Annotated in this window: 21 protein-coding genes and 2 riboswitches; of the genes, 12 read left to right on the top strand and 9 right to left on the bottom strand. The window is 51.7% G+C overall.

Annotated elements, in window-relative coordinates; all coding sequences use genetic code 11:
* The first annotated feature begins 33 nt into the window (after positions 1-33).
* The gene (locus tag MHI43_RS18645) at positions 34-675 is read left to right on the top strand and encodes a nitroreductase family protein (protein WP_015735873.1); all 642 of its coding nucleotides are present in this window, start codon (positions 34-36) and stop codon (positions 673-675) included.
* Positions 676-783: 108 nt separating this feature from the next.
* Here the strand turns inward: MHI43_RS18645 and MHI43_RS18640 are convergent, their stop codons facing one another.
* A complete protein-coding gene (locus MHI43_RS18640) occupies positions 784-1,422 on the bottom strand; it encodes a TetR/AcrR family transcriptional regulator (protein WP_015735872.1) in 639 nt (212 codons plus the stop codon).
* Positions 1,423-1,592: 170 nt separating this feature from the next.
* Here MHI43_RS18640 and MHI43_RS18635 point away from each other — a divergent pair, with 170 nt between their 5' ends.
* The 6 genes from MHI43_RS18635 (at position 1,593) to MHI43_RS18610 (ending at position 9,337) form a co-directional block, all read left to right on the top strand.
* The gene (locus tag MHI43_RS18635; protein WP_015735871.1) at positions 1,593-3,830 is read left to right on the top strand and encodes an MMPL family transporter; all 2,238 of its coding nucleotides are present in this window, start codon (positions 1,593-1,595) and stop codon (positions 3,828-3,830) included.
* A 137-nt stretch (positions 3,831-3,967) separates the two neighbouring features.
* Complete coding sequence (locus MHI43_RS18630) at positions 3,968-4,450, top strand: tetratricopeptide repeat protein (RefSeq protein ID WP_015735870.1); 483 nt, start codon at positions 3,968-3,970, stop codon at positions 4,448-4,450.
* A 213-nt stretch (positions 4,451-4,663) separates the two neighbouring features.
* A complete protein-coding gene (locus tag MHI43_RS18625) occupies positions 4,664-4,912 on the top strand; it encodes a hypothetical protein (protein WP_036660860.1) in 249 nt (82 codons plus the stop codon).
* 231 nt (positions 4,913-5,143) lie between these two features.
* The gene (locus tag MHI43_RS18620) at positions 5,144-6,931 is read left to right on the top strand and encodes an ABC transporter ATP-binding protein (protein WP_051425308.1); all 1,788 of its coding nucleotides are present in this window, start codon (positions 5,144-5,146) and stop codon (positions 6,929-6,931) included.
* Positions 6,928-8,784, top strand: coding sequence for an ABC transporter ATP-binding protein (locus MHI43_RS18615; RefSeq protein ID WP_036660858.1), 1,857 nt, complete (start codon positions 6,928-6,930; stop codon positions 8,782-8,784). The genes MHI43_RS18620 and MHI43_RS18615 overlap by 4 nt, the downstream gene beginning before the upstream one ends.
* Positions 8,785-8,860: 76 nt before the next feature.
* A complete protein-coding gene (locus MHI43_RS18610) occupies positions 8,861-9,337 on the top strand; it encodes a GNAT family N-acetyltransferase (RefSeq protein WP_036660856.1) in 477 nt (158 codons plus the stop codon).
* Positions 9,338-9,473: 136 nt separating this feature from the next.
* On the opposite strand, the gene MHI43_RS18605 is transcribed toward MHI43_RS18610, so the two are convergent.
* Entirely contained in the window at positions 9,474-10,319 is an 846-nt protein-coding gene (locus MHI43_RS18605; protein ID WP_036660855.1) for a hypothetical protein, read from the bottom strand.
* A gap of 245 nt (positions 10,320-10,564) precedes the next feature.
* Between MHI43_RS18605 and MHI43_RS18600 the strand changes: the two genes are divergently transcribed.
* Both MHI43_RS18600 and MHI43_RS18595 read left to right on the top strand, forming a co-directional pair.
* The gene (locus MHI43_RS18600; RefSeq protein ID WP_036660854.1) at positions 10,565-11,392 is read left to right on the top strand and encodes a histidine kinase; all 828 of its coding nucleotides are present in this window, start codon (positions 10,565-10,567) and stop codon (positions 11,390-11,392) included.
* Entirely contained in the window at positions 11,389-12,048 is a 660-nt protein-coding gene (locus tag MHI43_RS18595; RefSeq protein ID WP_009593355.1) for a response regulator transcription factor, read from the top strand. Before MHI43_RS18600 ends, MHI43_RS18595 begins: the two co-directional genes overlap by 4 nt.
* 75 nt (positions 12,049-12,123) lie before the next feature.
* On the opposite strand, the gene MHI43_RS18590 is transcribed toward MHI43_RS18595, so the two are convergent.
* The 3 genes from MHI43_RS18590 to MHI43_RS18580 form a co-directional block, all read right to left on the bottom strand.
* Positions 12,124-12,471, bottom strand: a complete 348-nt coding sequence (locus tag MHI43_RS18590) for a hypothetical protein (RefSeq protein ID WP_015735863.1) — start codon at positions 12,469-12,471, stop codon at positions 12,124-12,126.
* Positions 12,472-12,729: 258 nt separating this feature from the next.
* Complete coding sequence (locus MHI43_RS18585) at positions 12,730-14,436, bottom strand: ABC transporter ATP-binding protein (RefSeq protein WP_015735862.1); 1,707 nt, start codon at positions 14,434-14,436, stop codon at positions 12,730-12,732.
* A 62-nt stretch (positions 14,437-14,498) separates the two neighbouring features.
* Positions 14,499-14,843, bottom strand: a complete 345-nt coding sequence (locus MHI43_RS18580; protein WP_051425307.1) for a hypothetical protein — start codon at positions 14,841-14,843, stop codon at positions 14,499-14,501.
* A gap of 221 nt (positions 14,844-15,064) precedes the next feature.
* Here MHI43_RS18580 and MHI43_RS18575 point away from each other — a divergent pair, with 221 nt between their 5' ends.
* Complete coding sequence (locus MHI43_RS18575; protein ID WP_015735860.1) at positions 15,065-15,544, top strand: nucleoside deaminase; 480 nt, start codon at positions 15,065-15,067, stop codon at positions 15,542-15,544.
* 44 nt (positions 15,545-15,588) lie between these two features.
* Here MHI43_RS18575 and MHI43_RS18570 read toward each other — a convergent pair whose 3' ends face one another.
* Entirely contained in the window at positions 15,589-16,371 is a 783-nt protein-coding gene (locus tag MHI43_RS18570) for an arylamine N-acetyltransferase (RefSeq protein ID WP_036660853.1), read from the bottom strand.
* 119 nt (positions 16,372-16,490) lie between these two features.
* Between MHI43_RS18570 and MHI43_RS18565 the strand changes: the two genes are divergently transcribed.
* The gene (locus tag MHI43_RS18565; RefSeq protein WP_036660852.1) at positions 16,491-18,137 is read left to right on the top strand and encodes a DUF4901 domain-containing protein; all 1,647 of its coding nucleotides are present in this window, start codon (positions 16,491-16,493) and stop codon (positions 18,135-18,137) included.
* A 365-nt stretch (positions 18,138-18,502) separates the two neighbouring features.
* Here the strand turns inward: MHI43_RS18565 and gcvPB are convergent, their stop codons facing one another.
* The 3 genes from gcvPB to gcvT are packed head-to-tail and all read right to left on the bottom strand — an operon-like array spanning position 18,503 to position 22,415.
* Positions 18,503-19,960, bottom strand: a complete 1,458-nt coding sequence (gene gcvPB, locus MHI43_RS18560; protein ID WP_036660851.1) for an aminomethyl-transferring glycine dehydrogenase subunit GcvPB — start codon at positions 19,958-19,960, stop codon at positions 18,503-18,505.
* The gene (gene gcvPA / locus MHI43_RS18555; protein WP_036660850.1) at positions 19,957-21,306 is read right to left on the bottom strand and encodes an aminomethyl-transferring glycine dehydrogenase subunit GcvPA; all 1,350 of its coding nucleotides are present in this window, start codon (positions 21,304-21,306) and stop codon (positions 19,957-19,959) included. The genes gcvPB and gcvPA overlap by 4 nt, the downstream gene beginning before the upstream one ends.
* Positions 21,303-22,415 carry a glycine cleavage system aminomethyltransferase GcvT gene (gene gcvT, locus MHI43_RS18550; protein ID WP_036660849.1) on the bottom strand — a complete coding sequence of 371 codons (1,113 nt, stop codon included), beginning with the start codon at positions 22,413-22,415 and terminating at the stop codon, positions 21,303-21,305. The genes gcvPA and gcvT overlap by 4 nt, the downstream gene beginning before the upstream one ends.
* A 217-nt stretch (positions 22,416-22,632) precedes the next feature.
* A riboswitch (glycine riboswitch) is annotated at positions 22,633-22,735 on the bottom strand.
* A gap of 186 nt (positions 22,736-22,921) precedes the next feature.
* Positions 22,922-23,042: riboswitch (glycine riboswitch) on the top strand.
* 171 nt (positions 23,043-23,213) lie between these two features.
* Between gcvT and gcvH the strand changes: the two genes are divergently transcribed.
* A complete protein-coding gene (gene gcvH, locus MHI43_RS18545; protein ID WP_036660848.1) occupies positions 23,214-23,603 on the top strand; it encodes a glycine cleavage system protein GcvH in 390 nt (129 codons plus the stop codon).
* Positions 23,604-23,625: the final 22 nt, after the last annotated feature.

Below are 23,625 nucleotides of genomic sequence, written 5' to 3'. Positions count from 1 at the left end.
AATATTGCACAATATAAATTTGGAGGGATAACCATGTCTACAACAACGACAACAAAACCCGATTTTCAAACGGTGATTCAGGAACGCCACTCGGTTCGTCAATACGACCCATCGGTGAAGATTCCAAGAGAAGAGATGGAAGCGATCTTGAAGGATGCTACACTGGCGCCTTCTTCAAGCAACCTGCAGCCATGGCGTTTTCTTGTGATCGATGATGCGGACCTCTTGAAGAAGCTGCATCCGATTGCCAACAATCAGGAGCATGTTCTTCAAGCCTCAGCCGTCATTGCCGTACTGGGCGATCTGAAATGGTATGAGAAGGGCGAGAAGATTTATTCCATGTCTGAAGAAGCCGGTTATATGACCGAAGAGGTGAAGCAGCGCTTCATTCATACGGCCGAAAATATGTATGCGAACCTGGATCCGTCCATAAAGGAAAGCATCGTGGACGTGGATGCCGGACTGATCTCCATGCAACTGATGCTGAGCGCTCGCGCCAGAGGATACGATACCGTTCCGATGGGCGGATATAACAAGGTTCGGTTTGTGGAGGAGTTCCATATTCCTTCCCATTACCGCAGCGTGATGCTGATCGCCATCGGGAAAGCAGCCGCTCCAGGCCGGCCGACGGTAAGATTGCCGCTGGAAGACGTTGCGTTCTGGAATGAAATCTAAACAGGCACCAAAAAGAACGGAGGTCATCAACGGACCTCCGTTCTTTTTGGTTGTAATCGTTGAAACTCTTCTCGCCAAGAAATTTGCCCGGTCATACTGAGCTTGGAATTACACATCGATATTTTCATTGGCAGGCCTTACAGCTCCATGCAGGAATAAATCAACGATGTCCACTGCCATATCACGGGCGCTGGCATAACCGCTTCGGGTATCTTCACGATTGCCCAGCATCAGCATGGCCGAGAAAGCCTGTGCCATCAGCAAGGCGTTCCCTTCCCGAAGTTCGCCGGATTGCATGGCTTGATGAATCTGTTCGGCAAGGACTTCATGAATCCGCTGTTCCGCCTCACGGATAGCGGCCATTTGCTCCTTAGACAAGAAAGGCTCCGCTTCCCGCATCATGGTCTCCATTTCCGCATGAGGCTTGGCAATCTTCGCTTCGGCTACCCGGATCAATCCAGACTCTAGGGTATCGGCTTCCTGCAAAAAGCGATGTGTAGAAGCATAAGCTTTATCTAGAATCGTGGTTACCGCTATTTTAAACAGCTCGGGTTTACTTGTGAAATGATAATAGATGGAAGCCTTGGTCACTTGGCAAACCTTCGCGATCTGCTGCAACGATACGGACTCGTAGCCATTCTCCATGAACATCTTGGAGGCGGTCCAGAGGATCGTTTCCTGGATGGGAATCTGATCGGCAGCTGCTTTGGGACGTCCGGGATTTCGGGGGTTACGTATTTTTGTCATGATGACCTCCTGTGTATAGTGTAAGACATGAGGGGCGCATTTTCAAAATAAATATTGAAAATTAACCTACCGGTATATATAATTAATTTGCAAAGTTGAAATATCAAGGTTTACGAAGGAAGAATCATGATGAAGTATAAAGACTACGTAGGAATGGAGAGGATCTGCATATGCACGGATCAGGACCGAATTACGGAAAATGGGTGGCGGGAAAGCGAAGCAAATGGGTCACGCTCTGTGTATGGATACTCATCGCGCTGGCGTTGAATTTGCTATGGCCGGCTGTTGGAGATAAAGAGGATAACAATGCCGCCAATCTGAAGGAGGATGTTCCGTCCGTCGTAGCGGAAGCGATGGCCGACAAGGAATTTCCGAGCAATGGCGGCGTGCCGGCTCTCGTCGTATGGCATAAAGAAAACGGATTAAACGAAGAGGATCTGACCAAGCTGCAGGAATTGACGGCAAGCCTTGAGTCCGATCCGCTCCCGTATCAGACGTTCGTTGTTCCTTTCCATCAGCTGCCTCCGCAAGCCTTAAGCGCCCAGTTATCAGTAGATCGGAGTACGCTGGTTATGCCTGTATTTTTTGAAGAAGATCAGGAGACGGACCAGCTTAAGGAAGGAACGGCCGAGCTGGAGAAGCGGTCGGAACAATTGCTGGGCAGCAATCCGTTTCAGGCTGCCGTCCAGAGCGGAGATGGAATCAGCGCTCGCGTAACGGGACCGGTGGGAATATCTATTGATGCAACCGGATTGTTTGAGGATGCCGACGTATCGCTCATGATTGCAACCGTGCTTCTTGTTCTGATATTGCTGCTGTTGATTTACCGTTCGCCGATTCTGGCCCTCATTCCTTTGGTTGCGGTCGGCTTTGCGTATTTGGTAACAAGCCCGATTCTCGGGTTCATGGCGGATCAAGGCTGGATCACGGTGGATTCCCAGTCCATCGCCATTATGACCGTGCTGCTCTTTGGAGCCGGAACGGATTATTGCTTGTTCCTGATCTCGAGATTCCGCCAGCTGTTATGGCACGAGCCCGATAAACGCAAGGCCTTGTTTCAGGCGATTACCAGCTCATCAGGCGCTATTGCGATGAGCGGCTTCACGGTTGTATTGTCTCTGTTCGCGCTGCTGCTGGCTCAGTACGGGGCATATCAACGTTTTGCCGTGCCTTTCAGTTTGTCGATTCTCATCATGTTTATAGCCAGTCTGACATTGGTGCCCGCATTGTTGGCTATTTTCGGCAGAGGTTCGTTCTATCCTTTCATTCCGAGAACCCCGGAGATGCAAGCGGAACGCGCCCGGAAAAAAGGAAAGCCGGTTCCTGCCCCTCACAAGGAGAAGGAGAGCCGGATCGGCCGCTTGGTGACAACGAAGCCTTGGACCGTCGTTTTGGCAGCATTGGTATTACTGGGTGGACTCGCAACGTTCTCGTCCCAAATCAAGTTCACTTACGATCTCTTATCCTCTTTCCCTGAGGATGTACCTTCGCGTGAAGGATTCGCCGTCATCGGCGAGCAGTTCTCGGAAGGAGAGCTTGCGCCGGTTCGCGTGATGGTGGACAGCGGGGGGCAAGCTTTGGATCTCGAGGAGCGGCTGAAAATGCTGGATTACGTGGATCGCGTATCCGATCCGCAGAATGGGGCCGAGAATAACGATATCATCGGTTATGAAATCGAGCTGTCCATGAATCCTTACTCCATGGAAGCAATGCAGCACATTCCGGATCTTCGGGAGATCGCGGAGGCTTCACTGGAGAAGGCAGGTGTCGGCAATCCGGCCGAAGCCGTGTGGATCTCCGGTCAAACCGCTACCCAGTACGACACCGAGATCGCTGGCGAGCATGATGCCAAATTGATCATCCCCGTCGTTATCGGTTTGATTACGCTGCTCTTATTGGTGTATTTGAGATCCGTTGTAGCTACCGTTTATCTGATTGCAACCGTCATTTTGTCTTACTTCTCGGCCCTCGGGCTTGGCTGGATCATCATTCATTACGGCCTGGGAGCCGAAGCCATTCAGGGAGCGATTCCGTTGTATTCGTTCGTGTTCCTGGTTGCGTTAGGCGAGGATTACAACATCTTCATGATCTCGAGCATATGGCAAAAGCGGAAGCAAATGCCGCTGAAGCAAGCGATCAAAGAAGGCGTTGGAGAGACCAGCTCGGTGATCACCTCAGCCGGATTGATCCTGGCAGGAACCTTTGCCGTACTTGCCACGCTTCCGATTCAAGTGTTGGTACAGTTTGGGATCATCACGGCCATCGGGGTTATGCTGGATACGTTCATCGTGAGACCTTTCCTGGTACCCGCGATCACGACGCTGTTGGGCAAGTGGGCGTTCTGGCCGGGCAAAGCCCATATGGCGGCTGAGGAAAAGCCAGCTTTGAACCTTGAGAACAAAGCATAAACATTAGCAGCTTGTGACACCCGCCTCATCTTTAGGTTATTTAAAAGATGAGGCGGGTGTTGCATTTTGACCAGTGCGGATGGCGTCTGGTAAGATAAGGTAGAAAACGCGGATAAAACTCCAGAGGGATGTGCCCCATGACAACGATACAACAAGCCATTGAACTTCGCGCCGAAGGCAAACCGGAGGAAGCGAAGACAATTCTCCTTGAGCTGCTGCCCCAATCCCCGGATGATCCGGATATCCATTATCAGCTGGCCTGGGTGCATGATATGATGGGCCTTGAGAGCGAAGCGGTTCCTTATTACGAGAAGGCGATCTCTTTAGGGCTGAAGGATCCCGAACGGTGCGGCGCTTTGCTTGGACTTGGAAGCACATATCGTACATTGGGGATGTACGGCAAATCCAAGGATATATTCGAGCAGGGACTGCGGGAATACCCCGGGGCGCGGGAGTTCAGGGTGTTCTACGCGATGACCTTGTACAATTTGCGACAGTATGACAAGGCGATGGAACTGCTGCTTAGAGAAATAAGCGAAACCAGTAATGACGAGGGGACCAGGAGCTATCAGCGAGCCATTGCTTTTTATTCTGATAAGCTTGATCAGGTTTGGAAATAAACGTTATCGGCATCACTTTATTATTCTTGTTAGACGAACGATTCGTTCGAGTCTATGAAAAAACAATGTTATGCATCCAGCTTAAAGACGGACTATCTTGAAATTGATCCTATCGTCACTTGCTTAACTGGATTTTAGATTGCTTTCATCTCTCACTAAGGTTCGGAATTTATACTAAGTATGTCACTACAAGTGATGGAAGGAGCAACGCTGATGAACAAGAAAAACAAAATGAGTATGTGGTCGATCGGATTGGGAAGTGCTTTTTTGATGATGATGTTAGCCAACCATGATAACGTTCATGATGGTCAAGCCCGAACCGGTATCGCTTCGAATGGAGTCAGATCCAACGTAGCCATTCAATCTGTCGACAAGAACGCAGCCGTAACAACCATGCCTGAGAAGCAGGAAATAACCCCTGAAATGATCAATCAATTCTTGAAAATAGTTGCAGAGACATAAGAAATCTTGATACCTATACGTAATCTGTTAGAAGACCAGCTCCCATGCCGAGGGGCTGGTCTTCTTGGCGTGATCCAGAAGCTAGGGCTCAGGTTTTTCTTGGTGCTGGTGCGTCCCATAACGATTCCTAGTAATTTATTTTAAAAACGGGAACCCACGTTCTTGTCATATCTTACCATGGAGCTTATTATTATCAATAGGGTTAACCGAAGCGGAGGGATTATAAACGAAATGCAAAGCGATCACACGTTAAACAGCAAGCGAAGGACCACGGGGATTGGGATGTATCGGGAGATGCTCGTCAGGTACGTATTCCCGCATAAGAAGCTTCTGGCAGCCCTGACGGTGCTGCTGTTATTTTCCATTGGACTCCAATTGATCAATCCGCAGATCATCCGGTATTTCATCGATACGGCTCAAGGAGAGGGAAGCCTGACCTCCCTTTATTATGCGGCAGGATTTTTTATTCTCTTTTCATTGCTTCAACAAGGCGTTTCCATAGCGGCTGCTTATTATAGCGAGAACCTGGGCTGGACGACCACCAACAAGCTTCGTGCCGAGTTGGCGGAGCACTGCCTGTCGCTGGATATGAGCTTTCACAAAACCCAAACCTCCGGATCTCTAATTGAACGGGTGGATGGCGATGTGAATGCGCTCGCCAATTTCTTCTCCAGTTTCATTATCCATCTGTTCGGCAATCTGATCCTCATGATCGGGATCCTTGCTTTGCTGTATCGGGAGAACTTCTGGATCGGCCTTGTCATGACGGTGTTTGTGGTCGGCAGCATTTACGTCATTCAACATATCCGGCGATTTGCGATACCGGTCTGGAAGCGGTGGCGCGAGCTGAATGCGGATTTCTACGGATTCATCGGCGAACACCTCGAAGGAACCGAAGATACGCGTGCCAACGGGGCGGCCGGATATGTCATGAATCGATTTTATGAGATGGCCAGGCGGATGCTGCCGGTTCGCGTTCGTGCGTTCATCGGATTTTTCTTGATGTGGAGCACCACGATATTGGTGTTTGCGCTTGGCAATGCAGCGGCTTTTATCGTGTGCGCCATACTGTGGAAGAACGGACAGGGCGGCTTGACGATCGGCTCTATCTATCTCGTGTTTTATTATACGGAGCTGCTGGCCAAGCCTATTGAAAAGATTCGTACCCAATTGGAGGATTTGCAAAAAGCGGATGCCAGCTTGATGCGGGTCCGCGATCTTCTTGCAACCGAGCCCCGGATCAAAGACGGCCCTGGCGTGCCGCTTCCGTCAGGCCCATTGTCGGTGGAATTCCGGAACCTTAACTTCGCTTACGAAGAGGGCGGGCAGGCTACGCTTGAAAATCTGCAGCTGCGCCTTGAGCCGGGCCAGACTCTTGGGCTGCTCGGCCGTACAGGCAGCGGCAAAACGACGATCGCACGCCTGCTGCTACGCTTCTATGATCCACAGGAGGGAAGCATCGAGCTGGCGGGAACCGATATTCGAGGCTGCAAGCTCCATGAACTAAGGCGGAAGGTCGCCATGGTCACGCAGAATATTGAGATTCTTGAGGGAACCGTCCGGGATAATCTGACCTTGTTTGATGAAGGCATAGCCGATACCCGTATTATATCCGTGTTAGAAGAGCTTGGACTAGGGGATTGGTACGGCTCGCTTCCCGAAGGGCTGGATACCAATCTGGCTTCTGGAGGCGGAAGCCTGTCTGCGGGCGAGGCCCAGCTGCTGGCGTTTGCACGCGTATTTTTGACGGATCCGGGTCTTGTCATTCTTGATGAGGCTTCCTCCCGGCTTGATCCGTTAACGGAATACCGGATCGAAGCAGCCATTTCGCGTCTGCTGCAGGAGAAGACCTGCATTATAATTGCCCATCGTCTGGCTACGGTTCAGCGCGCCGACCGGATTCTCATACTGGAGAACGGAAGAATGCTCGAAAGCGGCCGCAGGGAAGAGCTGGCCTCAGATCCGCAATCGCGGTTCAGCCGCATGCTTGCCGTTGGAATGGAGGAGGTGCTGGCATGAAAACTAGGCATTTTTTCTGGCGGTTGATTATGTACCGCCCGGGGTTGTACCTCATCAACCTGTTCGCGTGGTCCCTTATCCATATGGCCCCGCTTGTGCCCGGTCTGTTAACCAAGGCCTTCTTCGACCATTTGGAAGGCACTTATTCTTTTCCTTACGGCGTTTGGGCGATTGCGGTGCTGCTTATCGGCGCTGCCTTGGCACGGATTGTGCTGATCTTCGGCGGCTTTATGACAGACGTGCATTTCCGCTTCCGCATCAGCACCTTGCTCCGCCGCAATATGCTGTCGCATGTCATGAAGGAGCCCGGCGCGCGAGCGATCCCTTGCTCGCCCGGAGAAGCCATCAGCAATTTCCGGGATGACGTGGATCAGGCCGAAGAAGCGACGAGCTGGTCAGTAGATACATTAGGGCTTGTCGGTTTCGTCATTGTCGCCAGCTGGATTCTCATATCCATCGATCTGCAGCTAACGATTCTCGTGTTCGTTCCTTTGATTCTGGTGGTGACCGCAGCCCAGATCGCAACCGCGCGCATCCAGAAATACAGGGCGGCAAGCCGGGAATCGACCGCCAAGGTAACCGGGGCGATCAGCGAAATGTTTGCCAACGTGCAGGCGATCCAGGTCGCAGGAGCGGAGAAACGCGTGGTGGAGCGTTTCGTAAGTCTGAGCGAGAAACGGCGCCAATCCATGGTGAAGGATAAACTTCTGACGGAAACCTTGTCCTCCGTATTCACAAACTCCGTTAACCTGGGTACCGGCCTGATCCTCGTGCTCGCAAGCCTTAAGATGCGAAACGGCGATTTTACCGTCGGGGATTTGTCCCTCTTTGTATATTATTTAACATTTGTTACCCAGCTCATATCGAACGTCGGCAATTTCATGACGTATTACAAGCAGATGGGCGTCAGCTTTCAGCGCATCAAATCCATGCTGCAAGGAGCACCGGCTTCTCTGCTTACCGCAGCCCATTACATTGGTATCGGCAAGGTTAAGAGCAAGCGAACCCATGAAGAGAATTCCGGTCATCATGCCGCAGGATATGGGCAACCGCATGGGGCATCCAATCACGCTGCCGGCGCTCCGATCGAAGACGGGATGGAAACGGCATATATCGAGGCACCTCCGCTCTCGCAGCTGGAAGCGCAAGGGCTGTCGTACCAGTATCCCGAAACCGGACGGGGCATTTCGAATATCAATCTGAGACTCGCGCGCGGTACCTTTACGGTCGTAACCGGGATGATAGGCAGCGGAAAAACGACGCTGGTTCGCACATTGCTGGGCTTGCTGCCAGCCGAAAAGGGCGAAATCCGATGGAACGGCGAAAGGGTAACGGAGCCGGCTGATTTCTTCATACCGCCACAAAGTGCTTATACTGCGCAGATCCCAAGGCTGTACAGCGACAAACTGCGCAACAACATTCTGTTGGGGATATCCGAGCAGCCGGGCAGTCTGGAACGCGCGCTTCATGCGGCCGTAATGGAAGAAGATATCAAACATCTGCAAAATGGGCTGGAGACGATGGTGGGTCCGCGCGGAGTCAAGCTGTCCGGCGGTCAAGCACAGCGGACAGCCGCGGCAAGAATGTTGGTACGGGATGCGGAACTCTACGTATTCGACGATTTATCCAGTGCATTGGATGTTGAGACGGAGCGCAAGTTATGGGAGAGGCTGTTCAGCGAGCGCGGAGGTGCGACTTGTCTTGTGGTATCGCATCGGAAGGCTGCGCTTAACCATGCTGACCATATCATCGTGTTGAACGGCGGTGAGATTGAGGCCGAGGGCACGGCGGAGCAGCTGCTGGCTTCCAGCGAAAGCTTCCGACAGCTATGGTACGGCGAAGAAACAGGATAATTAGGCGGGAACAAATGTTCAACGCGAAGAAGACTTGATTAAATCAACGTCACCTTAGACAGAGGAGTGAGGGCCCATGCCAATCGCAGAACAAATCCAGCTTGTTGTCCGCACGGCAGAACATCTGCCCGTCTTGAAAGAATTCGAGCTACCGGAGGACCAAGTCCAATTCACCTCTCATCCGAAAGAAGTTTTAAACCTAGGGGAAGGTCAGTTTCCCATCGTCATTTTAGCTGATGGTCATCCTGTCGGTTTCTTTATCCTGCATGCTACGGAGCGCGTCAAGGAATATACAAGTCATTCTCATGCGATGCTGTTGACTGCTTTATCCATTGATCATCGACAGCAGCGTAAAGGTTACGCCAAACGAGGGATGATTGCGCTGCCAGCGTTCATTAGGAGAGAATTTCCTTCCTGCAATGAGGTGGTGCTGGTCGTGAATCATAAGAATGTACCGGCTCAGCAGCTGTATGCAAGTGTTGGTTTCAAAGATACAGGCAGAAGAAGAATGGGGCCGATCGGAGAGCAATGGGTGATGAATCTAACCATCTGATATAACAGCAGCTTTCTAAAGTGAAAAACATGCTGCCATCTTCGATCAACGTTGGAATTGGTGCTTAAGTTCATTCTATGATCGGATCATCATATAAGAGCAATGCCGCAAAGATCCTATGTCTTTGCGGCATTGCTTATTTAACCTGATTCATGCTTCGCCAGGTCGCTTCCAATTGCGAAGCGATATATTCGAGAATCGGTTTGCTGTAGAAATATCCGCTGTGCGACAACGGATTCCAGCTTGTCAACCAGTTTCCCACGTTTACGGATATGTCTTGGCGTACCGTGCGGTCATACTCTTCGTTAATGCTTTTGAGGGGGTACGCAAGGATATCGTCTTTATCATAGAAATTGACCCATTCACCCAGTAGATGTTGATAATAGAGCTGCAACTGTGCTGAAGGAACCTCAATCGGCTTGTCAAAGTCACGATAACGCATGCTCCACAGCGGCAAGGTGGTTCCTAGCGTATAGAACAAGGTCAGAAGTTCTCCGCGCTCCAGCGGTGCTTCGGGATTAACGACCAGACGATGCCCGCGGGAGGAAAATTGCAGATCGTAGAAAAAATTGCTGGCAATCACGGACCCCAAGCTATGGGAGATCACGCATAACGGAGCATGGGGGCCGGCTGACAGGGCTAGGCGGTGCAGCGCCTCGCTGATCGTTCGATGAATGGCCTCGTAGTTCTGATCTTCGGATTCCACGGGCTGATAAGCCACGGCATCCGCCAGATTGTTGATTACGTACTGCCGGAGGTGCTGATAACGTAAACGGTAAGGTTTAATGCTGCTGCCGATTAATTCATCCTCGCGTGCCGCAAAAACATCGGCCCAATGCACGGCCTCCATGGCCAACTGCTCATGCGGGATGCCCGAGGTCCGGGAAAAGGTGTCCCTCAAGTTTTTCATGAATTTATCCGCATAACTTTTCTTTTGTGTTCCCAATCCGTGTACAATGATCACTGCAATTTTTTGCGTCATCCAACTGCAGCCCCCTTCATCGGAAATGGAATGAATGGATATCTTTTACTCTTTATAAGCGATTAGCACTTGAATTGTAAATAGGTTATTACAGCACGAGAGAATCCGGCGATTGTTCGTAGCTCTATTGAGTCATTCCGCTCATGAACGATTTTGGTTACAATGAAGGGATAACCAATGGTAACATGGTAGGAAGAAAGGCGGGTTCATTACATTACTTTTTATATTGAAATAGGAGGCAGGGTATGTCTTATAAACAAATGAAATGGTTGATACTCATCATTCCAACCTTGACGATTGGCATATGGGAATATGTTCGCCATGAGTTCCTGCTGCCTTATATATCGATGGATCTTGGCAATCTGCTGGCACCTGTCATCGTTTTTTTGGTTTCCATACTGTTTCTTACCCAGTTATTTTCGTTGATTGAACGGAATCAAGAGGAGTTGAACCGATCGAGGGCATTGCAAGCAGCCATGCATGAACGGGAGAAGATCGGCCGGGAGCTCCATGACGGAATCGCCCAATCCTTGTTCCTGCTGAACGCACAGATCGACCGAATCGAGAAGTCAGGCCGTACGGGAGACATTCCGTATCAGGAAATCAAGGAAAGCGTTCATCGTACCAACACCTACGTAAGAGAGGCTATTGCGAATCTCCGCTACCCGGCAGATCCGCAAGCCATTCCGTGGATGCACAGCATGAGCAGCCTGATCGAGGAAATCAAGCAGGAGACGGACCTGCATTTCGACATCAAGTGGGGAATTCCGGACGCCATGCTGTCAGCCAAAGAAAAGGTGGAGCTGCTGGCTTCGATCAGGGAATCCTTATTGAATATCCATAAGCACGCCGAGGCAAAACACGTCAAGATTACCGCGAATACAACGGATTCGGGCTGGCATTGCACTGTCACCGACGATGGAAAAGGCTTTGATCTGGACAAGCCGCTCGGCAGCAACCGATATGGAATCAAAATCATGAAGGATCGGGCCGAGGCCATGGGCTGGAAGTTCCAGATGGAAAGGCGGCACGACCAGACGATTATCAACATCCGGAAGGAGAGCACGGCATGAACAATCAACCTTTTCGCGTGTTAATCATCGATGACAGCGATCTGGCAAGAGAAGGAATTCGCACCATTTTGAGCAGCGATCCGACCTTTGAGGTCGTGGCCGAAGGGCAAAGCGGTGAGGATGCGCTGGAACTGACCGAAATATGGATGCCCGATATCATCCTGATGGATATCCAGATGCCCGGCATGGGCGGCTTGGAAGCGACCAAGCGGGTGAAGGACAAATTCCCTTACGTTAAGATCGTTATGGTCACGGTATCCGACGACATCGCCCATTTGTTCGATGCCCTGAAGCGTGGAGCCCAGGGGTATTTGTTAAAGAACTTGAATCCCGAATCATGGCACGAGTACCTGAAAGCCATTGCGGTGGACGAAGCACCGGTGAGCAGGGAACTCGCGTTCCGCATCCTGAAAGAATTTTCGCAATACGACAAGCCGGACCCGAGCAAAAGTCCCTTAACGGCGCGGGAAAAGGAAATTCTGGGACTCGTCGCCGAGGGATTGTCCAACCGCGATATTTCGAGCGATCTTTGCATTTCCGAAAATACGGTCAAGAACCATTTGAAGAACATTCTGCAAAAGCTGCATTTGGAAAATCGGGTACAGTTGACCCGCTATGCCTTCGAACAAGGCTGGATGGGGAAGAGACAGCGATAACCATGGTACCGATGTCCGAAGGATGTTGGCGAAGAATGAATTTAGGCAAAACAGGCATCCGTGCGCCAGAGGCGCTCATTTCTGCTTCACCAGAAATATCCCGAGCGCAATAATGCCGATCCCCGCCCAGTTTTTCCAGGTGGGAACCTCCTTCAGGAACAAGTAAGCCACGCCCAACGATATCAGGATCTCCAGACATTTGGAGAAGATCAACGTGTACCCCAGCTGATCGGTGGCTTTGTAACCAAAGCGGATCCCGTACCCGATGCACATATTGGCAATGACAAAGAGCGGAAGCATCCATAACTGAAACTGCAGGGTAGGCCAGAACAGATGCTGGATATGCTTGGTTTGGTACGAGAAGACCAAATTGATGATTGACAGTCCGCCGAAGAGCAAACCGACACTGTAGATATAAAACATATAGCCCTCCTGTAACGATGGTCTTTGTAGTACGCCATTAATGTTTCCCTGCGACAACTTTCTTATCCATGGACAATTTGCAAGGATCCTCTCAACACTTTTCTGATTGCTCAAAATCAGCAGGATGCTTCTTATAGGTGCGCGGCAAAAAAAAGGATGACTCCCTTTCGCTGGGAGTCATCCTTTACAGTATTAATGCGGGATGTTCATTTCTTGCAGGCGAATCTTCATCCACAACCAAACCATTCATCGGCTTCATTAGTGAACTTGGTGAAGCCTGCTGTACGCACCGCCGGAGTGAATCAATTCCTGATGCGTGCCTTGCTCGGCAATGCCTTCCGAATTGACGACGATAATTCGGTCCGCGCTCTGAATGGTGGTCAGTCGGTGAGCGATCACTAGCGTTGTTCTGCCGACGGACAGCTCAGCCAGGGACTTTTGGATTTGCGCTTCCGTCTCCGTGTCCAGTGCCGAGGTGGCTTCATCCAGAATCAAGATCGGCGGATTCTTCAGGAACATTCTCGCAATGGACAGACGCTGCTTCTGGCCGCCGGACAGCTTAACCCCGCGTTCCCCGATGACCGTCTCCATGCCGTCCGGCAGGCTTCGGATCAGTTCATCCAGCGAAGCGCGCCGTGCGGCTTCCCAGATTTGATGGTCGGTTGCATTCAAGTCGCCGTAGGCGATATTGTCCCGGATCGTGCCGGAGAACAGGAACACATCCTGCTGCACGATACCGATATGCTTGCGCAGGTTTTGCAATTTGATGTTCCGGATGTCGATCCCGTCCACCGTGATCGAGCCCTGATCCACGTCATAGAAACGGGGGAGTAGGCTGCAGATCGTGGTCTTTCCGGCACCGGACGGCCCGACGAATGCAACCGTTTCTCCGGCACGTATCGTCAGGTGAATGTTATTCAGTATCGTTCGGGAAGGCTCGTACCCGAAGGTTACGCCTTCGAAGCGGATATCTCCCCGTACCGATGAAAGGGATACGGCATCAGGCACATCGGCGATCTCCGGCTCGGTATCCATGATTTCCAGGTAGCGTTTAAAGCCGGCAATGCCTTTGGGATAACTCTCAATGACCGCGTTGATCTTCTCGATCGGACGGAAGAAAATGTTGGAGAGCAGCAGGAAAGCCATGAATTCGCCCATCTCGATTTTGCCTTGAATGAAGAACCAAGCGCCGCAGATCATCACGAATACCGTGATCAAACGCATCAGCATATAGCTGACGGACGTGCTTTTTGCCATCGTTTTATAAGCCAGCAGCTTGGTGGCGCGGAACTGCTTGTTCTCTTCCTGAAACAGCTTATTCTCATGCTCTTCGTTCGCAAACGATTGAACCACGCGGATGCCGCCGACATTGTCTTCGATGCGGGCATTGAAATTGCCCACGTTTCGGAACAATTGACGATAAGTCGTGGTCATTCTGCCACCGAACTTAATGATCAGCCATGCCATCAGCGGCACGATGATAAAGGTCAGCAGCGCAAGCTCCAGGTTGATGTAGGCCATCAAGGAGAAGGAACCGAGCAGCGTCATGACGGCGATGAACACGTCTTCCGGGCCATGGTGGGCCACTTCGCCGACGTCGTTAAGATCGTTCGTGATACGGCCCATCAGGTGGCCGGTTTTGTTGTTATCAAAGAAGCGGAAGGACAACTTCTGAATGTGGGAGAACATTTTCTCCCGCATGTCCGTCTCGATGTTGATGCCGAGCATATGTCCCCAGTACGTCACGATATACTGCAGCGCGGTATTCAGCGCATAGATGGACAGCAGGACGATGCAGGCAATCAGGATAAGCGGCCAATCCTGGCTGGGCAGCAGCTCGTCGATGAATTTGCTGACGGCAAGCGGGAAAGCAAGCTCCAGCAGTCCCGCAATGACGGCGCACGTAAAATCCAGTACAAACAGTCCCTTATAGGGCCGATAGTATGAAAAAAACTTTCTAATCAAAAATCATCACGCTCCAAGTCCTACCTCTGTCATGGTTATTGGTTTATGAATGGCCTGGGCCATTATTGCTGGCCGTCCTGAGACTGCCTCGTATCATACAATTCAAAAGCCTGAATGTACTCCTGAATGATCTGGTCCACCGCTTTCAGCTCTCCGCTGACCACGTCCCGAATGGCTTGCAGGTCCGGATCATTGACCTGTTTCTTCAGGGTCTCCCGTTTCACAACCAGGTTGTCCAGAAAAGAGAGCGCACGTCCCCGGCGGAACGTTTGCGCCATCTTCCCGCCTTCCCTGCCGCCATGCCCTTCCTCGCGCCGTCTTCCGTGGCGTCCGCCTTGCCGGTGGCTGTCCCGGTCGCGATGCTCCGACCGGCTCTGGCCCGGCATATGTGGTTCCTCTTGCCGCATGTAACCAACCTCCTTCAACATCAAATGTATACGTTTGTATACCAATACTCGTGATTGTATACGTTTGTATACGGTTCGTCAATCCATTTTAGCGAAAAGATTGGAAAATGAAGGAGATCGAAAGAAGATATGCTATGATGAGAGTTAGCCGCCCGGTCGATGAGGATGGTTTGATTACGCACACCGGGATCGGGATGAACATGGGAAGGGAGCTGTACATAATGAGCGATCATAATCATGAGTACTGGATGCATCAGGCGATTGCAGAAGCCCATCGAAACGTTCAACATGTGGAAGGAGGTCCGTTTGGGGCGATTGTGGTTAAGGATGGCCAAGTGATCGGCAGGGGCCGTAATTTGGTTACTGCGCTGAACGACCCTACCGCTCATGCCGAGGTGCAAGCCATACGGGAAGCCTGCCTGCATTTAGAGGATTTTCAATTGAAAGGTTGCACGATCTATACCAGCTGCGAACCCTGTCCGATGTGCCTGGGGGCTATCTACTGGTCAAGGCCCGATGCCGTTTATTATGCAAGCACGAAGCAGGATGCGGCCGAGATCGGGTTTGATGATCATTTCATATACGATGAAATCGCCATGCCGATGGATCAGCGTTCCATCCCCATGAAGCAGGTTCGGACAGCGGATTATTTGCTGCCATTCCAAGCGTGGAGCTCTGCGGAGCGCAAAATTGAATATTAATCGTAAAAACCGGGCTCCCTGCTAGGGGGAAGCCCGGTTTATTGTTATTTATCGATAGGGATACCGAAATAAGTATGAAGCGCTTCGGCATATTCCTGTGGATTTCCCGGTTTAAAGGTGTGGACGCCGCCGGACTTGTAGATTCTGAACTCGTCGTCATCCACGGTGTTTCTGCCTTCAGCGGTACGTATGGATACCCGGGCCGTTTTATTAAACGGCGAATCGGGGGCATGCTCGCACCAGAAGGAGGTGGTGATGAAATCTTTCGGTAGATTAGGTTCTTCCGTAAAAGAGAAGACCGGATCCCAGGCATCTTTTTTCCACTCCTCGAGCATCCAGCCATAAGCCTCGGTCTGAACCAGCCGGTAGGTTTCGTTCCCCTGGGTTTGTTCCAGGCCATCTACCAGCTCCAAGGGGTGGCGAGGTCCGGCGCCTCCCACTCCGACGTCGGCAATATATCGCTGGTCTTCGATATCCACCTGCAGGATATGGTGCCGCCGCTTAGCAGGCATATCGTTCTCATCCCGCCAGAAGCGACCGAAGTAATGAGTGACCTTAAAGCCCAGTTCCTGCAGCAGCCAGCCAAACAACGCATTGAGCTCGAAGCAGTAGCCGCCGCGATGGCGGGTGACGATTTTATCGTAGAGATGGGGAATATCCAGGGAAAGCGGAATTCGGTCAAGGATATCGAGATTTTCATAGGGGACGGTATGCACATGCTGCTCCTGCAGTCTGGCGAGCATATAAGCGCTGTTCACAATCGGGCCCGTATATCCAATACGGTCAAGATACTGGTTAACGTCCAGGCCATATGTCGGGTTACTCATTCGATCACCGCATCTTTCGTAAATTGTCAGCTTGGTAGAAGTAAGCCGTATATAATTATATACTTTATATCATAAAATAGAGCTTTCTAATAGAGAAGGAGAAGGAGGCGAAGCGGGATATGACCATGGATATCCAGGCGCTCCGGGCAGCTGCAGGAACGATCACCTTCATACCTGAGCATTATGAACTTGTCATGGAGGATAACACCCCTAAGGGGTTCGATGAAAAAGAGAGAACGTTTATTTGGGAGGACCCTCATTCCGAGAACAGCCGAATTGAGGTTTCATTAAGCCTGGAGACCGGTCAGCTGATGAGGCTTCAAATCGATCAAGAGCGTGATGACACGATACGGGGAAGCGCGGTAGAAGCAGGAAGCACGACGGAGCAGGCAGCGGACATAGCTAAAGCGTTCATGATCCGGCATCATCCGAATTATGCAGCGCTTACCTGGATTCGATCAGAGATCAAACGAAACTATGTTGAGATTGAGTTTAGGGCCGAGGTCGGCGGATTGCCGCTGCCGCGCTCCGGTTGTGAGATCCGCCTTGACGCCGATTTCAATATCGTGCTTTACAAGGCGGAAGAATTCCCGGGAATGGAGCTGCCGGTTTGGCCGGACAGGCTCGTTAGTGCGGAGGCTGCGAAGCAAAGGATCCTTCAGGATATGGAGATGCAGCCCATCATAACCACACTGTATCCCTCTATATATGACATGGAGGGGGAGGAGGATCAGCATCGGCTGGTTTATGAACCTATTCAGGGGCGTCGTAAGATCGATGCCGTTACGGGTGAACCCTTACATAACCTGCAGCATGATTTGCTGCCGCCGACTGTTCCAATCACGCCTGCGGATCCCGGTAATTTAGATAACGTCTATACCGTTAAGCCTGTTCTCCCATCAAGGACCGGAACCGAACATTCAAGCTCAGATGAAAATTCAGATTTAATTCCGTTCTGGGAGGCCCAGCTGGGCATTGATACGGAGCGGTATGTTCTGGATAAGCCTAGGGGGGACGATCAAAACCTGATTTTATTGTACTTTGACAAAAGCGATATGAACGAGGATGAAGCGGATCAATCGGCGACCGATCCGTTATCGGTGGACCGATATTTTGAACGGCGGTGGGGAAAAACGCTTCGCAATCTTCAGGCAGCTTACATGATACATATAGATAAGGCCACAGGCAGCTTAGAGGCGTACCATTATAAACCGGAAAGCTCCGACGGAGAGACGGTGCTCACTCGCGAGCAATGCTGGGAACGAGCAGAGCTGTTCTTGCAGAGATTTTTTCCGTCATACGCCAAGTATTTGCGGTTGGAAGTGAAATGGGATTTGGAAGACGGGGTAACGGACAGTGAACAAGAGGGAGATGAGGGCGAAGCAGAGAAGCGAGATCGGGAATTCTTCCACTTGCCGCTGTATATGGATCAATACCGGGTACGGCTGGAGCGTGTAAATATTTGCGTAAGCACGATGACGGGAGAAGTGCTTCTGTACCGTAGTGTGTCTCATGAGAAAATCCGTGAGCTTGAGGCTTGCGGGTTTAAGGCCGCGGTTTCTGCGGCTTCGGCGCTCGCACGATATGCGGAACAGCTGGATGTGTCGCTCAGGTGGTATATGGATGGTGATGACGGCACGGCCCACTACCGGTTAATCTATGATCCCGTGCACAAGAGACGAGCAAAAGCAGGAGTAACCGTTTCAGAGTATCTTTTGGAATTTATAGATGCCGTTAGCGGAGAATTGATATGGTCCAAATTCTGAGCACTGAGCGATGCTGAATCGTTGGCATGGGTAGTACCAGGAATGGCAGCAGGTTTATTGAGATAGATGGAAAGGGCCAGCCATTGTCCCTAGGGTGTCAGAGCATCATGTGAGGGCAAGTGGGCTGCTGTGTGCCTGAGATCCCACAGATGCATTAAGCCTTATATTATGCGATTTAAAAAGGGTGTCCCAACAGCCGCTTGTACGGTGAGGGACATCCTTTCTTAAGAGATTAGAGAGCATGAAATTCAGAGACGTACCACATCTAATCTTTAGCTTGCAAGAAAACAGCCGCTGTATGCGGTCTGGCTTCTCAGAAAGCATGTCGATAGCTGTTAAGCTATTATAACGGATCAACTCCTGCGCTATCCGCAGGTGCAGTTTAATACCGGTTTGCGCGCGGCCGTCGTTTCGTCCAGGCGCTTCACAACCGTGGTGTAAGGGGCGTTAATGACAACGTCCGGCGTAGACTCGGCTTCTTTTGCGATCTGGATCATCGTGTCAATGAAACCGTCCAGCGTTTCTTTGCTCTCCGTTTCGGTCGGCTCGATCATGATGCATTCCTCCACGTTGAGCGGGAAATAGATGGTTGGCGGATGATAGCCGAAATCGAGCAGCCGCTTGGCAACGTCCAGGGTTCGCACGCCGTACTCCTTCAGCTTTCTGCCGGACAGCACGAATTCGTGCTTGCATAAGCCCGGGTAGGCTACTTCGTAATAAGGAGCCAGACGATGCATCATGTAGTTGGCATTCAGCACGGCGAGCTCGGACACGCGACGAAGTCCTTCCGGTCCATAGGTGCGAATATACGCATAGGCACGAACCAGAATGCCGAAGTTGCCATAGAACGCCTTCACGCGGCCGATCGACTGGGGACGGTCGTAATCCCAGTAGAAGGTGCCGTCTTCGCGCTTGGACACGATCGGTTTCGGCAGGAACGGGATCAGCAGGCTTTTCACGCCGACAGGGCCAGCGCCGGGACCACCTCCGCCATGGGGTGTGCTCATCGTTTTGTGCAGGTTGAGATGGACCACGTCAAAGCCCATGTCGCCTGGTCGGGTAATTCCCATGATGGCGTTGGAATTGGCTCCGTCATAGTACAGCAGACCGCCGGCGTCGTGCACGATTTCCGCAATTTCCACGATCTGCTCCTCGAACAGGCCAAGCGTGCTCGGGTTCGTCAGCATAAGGGCCGCCGTATCCTCACCAACGACGGCGCGGAGGGCATCCAGATCCACCATGCCCCGTTCATTGGATTTAATCGTGATCGTGTCGTAACCGGCTACTGTTGCGCTGGCCGGGTTCGTGCCGTGAGAGGAGTCGGGTACGATGACCTTGGTGCGTTTCTCGCAGCGGCTCTCATGGTAGGCGCGAATCAGCATCAGCCCCGTCCATTCGCCATGGGCACCCGCAGCAGGCTGCAGCGTTACTTGATCCATGCCGGTCAATGCGGCCAAGTCGTTCTGAAGGGTATACAGCAGCTCCAGTGCGCCCTGAATGCTTTCCTCAGGCTGGTACGGATGAATCTTGGCAAAACCGGCAAAACGGGCAACATCCTCGTTGATCTTCGGGTTGTATTTCATCGTGCATGACCCGAGCGGATAGAAACCGTTATCGATGCCGAAATTCCGTCGCGACAGCTCGGTATAGTGACGGATGACATCCACTTCGTATACCTCAGGCAGTTCGGCCGGTTTGCTGCGCAGCAGGCTCTCCGGTATGAATGAAGCGGCGTCGGTTTCCGGTACGTCGCATTCGGGCAGGGAATAGGCGACGCGGCCGGGCTTGCTGAGTTCAAATATCAAGGCTTTTTCCGGTTTCATACAATCGCCTCCAATTCACCAATAAACTGGTCGATTTCTTCCTTCGTCCGCCGTTCGGTCACGGCGATCAGCATGCATCCATGAAGCTCAGGGTACGAAGAGCCAAGATCATAACCGCCGATATAACCGGCCTCCAGCAGCTTCGAGTTGATCTCCTTCACGTTGGTTCCATCCGTCAGCTTCACTACGAATTCATTGAAGAACGGAGAGCTGAATGGGAGGGATAAGGAGCCCTTGGCGACAAGGTCGGCAGCGTAATGGGATTTGCGCACGTTCAGAAGCGCTGCCTCCTGAATGCCGGCTTTACCCAGCGTAGACATATAAACGGAGGCACACAGCGCGAGCAGCGCCTGGTTCGAGCAGATGTTCGACGTTGCTTTTTCCCGGCGAATATGTTGTTCCCGTGCCTGCAGCGTCAGCACAAAGCCGCGCTTTCCGTCCTTATCGACGGTTTGGCCCACGATCCGGCCGGGAATGCGGCGCATCAGCGGTTCGGATACCGCGAAGAATCCGCAGGTCGGTCCGCCGAGAGAGGCAGGAATGCCGAGCGGCTGGGCATCGCCGACAACGATGTCGGCCCCAAGCACGCCAGGGGATTCGAGCAGCCCGAGCGACAGCGGGTTTACGCTCAGCACGAGCAATGCTTTTTGATCATGAACCAAGGGCTCGATCGATCTCACGTCCTCAATGCAGCCGAAGAAGTTCGGCGATTGCAGAAGCACGGCTGCCGTGTCATCCGTAACGGCAGCGGCGAGCGCATCCGGGTCGGTAACGCCGTTAACGATGCCGACTTCAACGACTTCCAGATCGAGGCCGTGAGCCGAAGTCAGAACGATCTCCCGGGCTTCCGGGTGAACGGCTCGGGAAATAACGATTTTCTTTCGTTTGGTTGCCCCGCTGGCAAGCGCCGCTGCCTCAGCCAGTGCCGTTGAACCGTCATACATGCTGGCATTGGCTACTTTCATGCCGGTCAATTCGCAGATATAAGATTGAAATTCAAAGATCGCTTGCAGCTCGCCTTGGCTGATCTCCGGTTGGTAGGGCGTGTACGCCGTGTAAAATTCGGAGCGGGAAATCACATGATTGAGGACGACGGGAATGTGGTGGTCATACAATCCGGCTCCGAGAAAGCTGGTATACCGGTCGAAATCGGCATTGCGGTCCGCCAAGCGGCGCATATGCTTCAGCAGCTCTGGCTCGCCCAGCCGTTTCGACATCGGGAGGACGCCGTTGTATCGGACGGATTTAGGGATATCGGCAAACAGGTCTTCGATGGTCTCCGCTCCGACGGCGGCAAGCATGTCGGCCTGATCTTGATCTGTCATAGGCAAGTAACGATGCTTCATGATAAGGCAGCTCCTCTTTTATAGAATGGTGTTTTAACCACTTTGGCTTTTAATTTCTTACCGCGAATCTCGACCCATACCTCGGAATCCAAGCTTGCATAAGGGGTTTCGATCAAGGCCAATCCGAGATTTCGCTTGAGAGAGGGAGATTGAGTACCGCTGGTCACTTCACCGATCGGTTCACCATTACCGTTGAATACAGGGTAATGGGACCGCGGGATACCGCGATCAATAAGCTCAATGCCAACCAGCTTACGCGGCACACCGTCTTGTTTCTGCTGTTGAAGCGCTTCCCGTCCGATGAAATCGCCGCTGTCCAGCTTCACGAAATAACCGAGGCTGGCTTCAAGCGGTGAGATCGTGCTCGAAAGCTCCTGTCCGTACAATGGCAGTTTCGCCTCGAAGCGGAGCGTATCGCGCGCACCAAGTCCGGCAGGAATGAGTCCATGGTCTTCCCCCGCGGTTAACAGGCCTCTCCAGATATCCAGCGCATCCCCGGCGGAGCAATAAATTTCAAAGCCGTCTTCACCGGTATAACCGGTCCGTGAGAGCAAGGCGGCATGGCCGCATACTTGCGCGTTCTGGATAAAATGGAAGGAGGGGAGATCGCCGAGCGTCTCCGAGGTTGCCTTCGACAAGATGTTCTCGGCGGCAGGTCCTTGGAGTGCAATCAGTGCCGTCTCCGCGGATACGTTCCGGATGGCGACATCACCTGTGACGTGTTCATGAAGCCACTGAAGATCCTTATCGATGTTGGATGCGTTCACAACCAGCATGAATCGATCCGACGACAGTTTATAAACTAGCAGGTCATCGACCGTACCGCCGTTGTCATTACACATTAGCGTATATTGGGCCTGACCGACCGTAATTCGGGTGACGTCATTCGTGGTCATGTTCTGGATGAAAGCTTCGGCGTCTTGTCCGCTGATCATAAATTCACCCATGTGGGAGACGTCGAACAGGCCGGCGTGCTTGCGTACGGCTTCATGTTCTTGCACGATGCCGGAAAATTGCACGGGCAATTCCCAGCCGCCGAAATCGATGCAGCGAGTAGAAGGGAAATCGGAATAAAGCGGGTAAAGCGGTGTACGTTGTAATGAACTCATCTCTTCACCTCTTTAATTGGCATGGTCTATCGGGGAAACACCAAAAAAGGACAGACAGAAGGATAACAAGCCGTGCTCAAAAAGCCCGCTCGTTGCGTAATCCTTCTGCTCTGTCCTTTGTACCTGAGAGTTACCCCACATGTCATGTTAGTGTTGTGTCAAGCGTGTGTGAGTTTCCCCGTGGGTGATTCCTTATTCAGAATTCTCTCCAGAGGTGCGTCCGGTAAAGGTCCTTTTGCCTGAGAGATTCACCGTGTGATCCGGCTTACTCCTTCGGCGCTACCTGTCAGTCTGTCGGTAATCTCTCCCAATACCATCATCCGCGTGAAACATATTGAGTTGTCATCTTCCTACGTTCTTGTGATTATTATAAACGTGCCTCTCCATAAAGTGTCAACCTTTATTTCATCAAAAATTTGTTCATGTTTAAAATTTTTGTTAGAAATCTTGACATCGACTCGTCCCTGTTTTATTCTGTGGGAGAATAAGCCAACCGAATATGCGAATGACGATGGATGGGAGAGACCGCTAACGAGTTGGGGATAACCCGAGCGGCACCGAAGGAGCAAACCGTTATGCCTGCCGGGCTGACGAGTAATCTCTCAGGTAAACGAACCGCCATCCGACGCAGCTCTGGAGAGTGCGCAAGCCACCCAAGGGGAAAGATCGAACCGTTAAGAGGCGGCCGATCACAAACTCTCAGGTACCGAGGACAGAGAGAAGGCGAAAGCCTTTTTTCGCGTCCTTTTTTTCATTCACCTTAATTTCATTTTTTTAAGAAAAGAGGAGTATTCGAAAATGAGCGAAATCAGAGAGAATTTGGTGTACAGCGACGATCATGAATGGGCATTGAGGGTTGATGGGAATGTGGTGCGCGTCGGTATTTCCGATCATGCGCAGTGCCAGCTGGGCGATATCGTATTCGTAGAGCTTCCTGAGACGGGCGCTGCGGTTTCCGCAGGCGATAGCATCGGCACCATTGAGTCGGTCAAAACCGTTTCGGAGCTGTATTCCCCTGTTTCCGGAACCATTACGAAAGTGAATACCTCCTTGGAAGACCAGCCTGAGCTTGTGAACGGAGAGCCGTATGAGGGCGGATGGATTATGGAGGTAGAGGTGGAAGGCGATCTGGACGAAGCGCTAGGCAAACTGCTGACCGCGGATGCTTATCGTGCCAAAGTGGATTAGGGATCGTAACATAACAATAGAA

Source organism: Paenibacillus sp. FSL H8-0457 (assembly GCF_038051935.1).
In the GTDB taxonomy this organism is placed as follows: Bacteria; Bacillota; Bacilli; order Paenibacillales; family Paenibacillaceae; genus Paenibacillus_AQ; species Paenibacillus_AQ lautus_A.
Note: the sequence above shows the minus strand (reverse complement) of the source record. Positions and strands in the feature narration are given on the sequence as shown.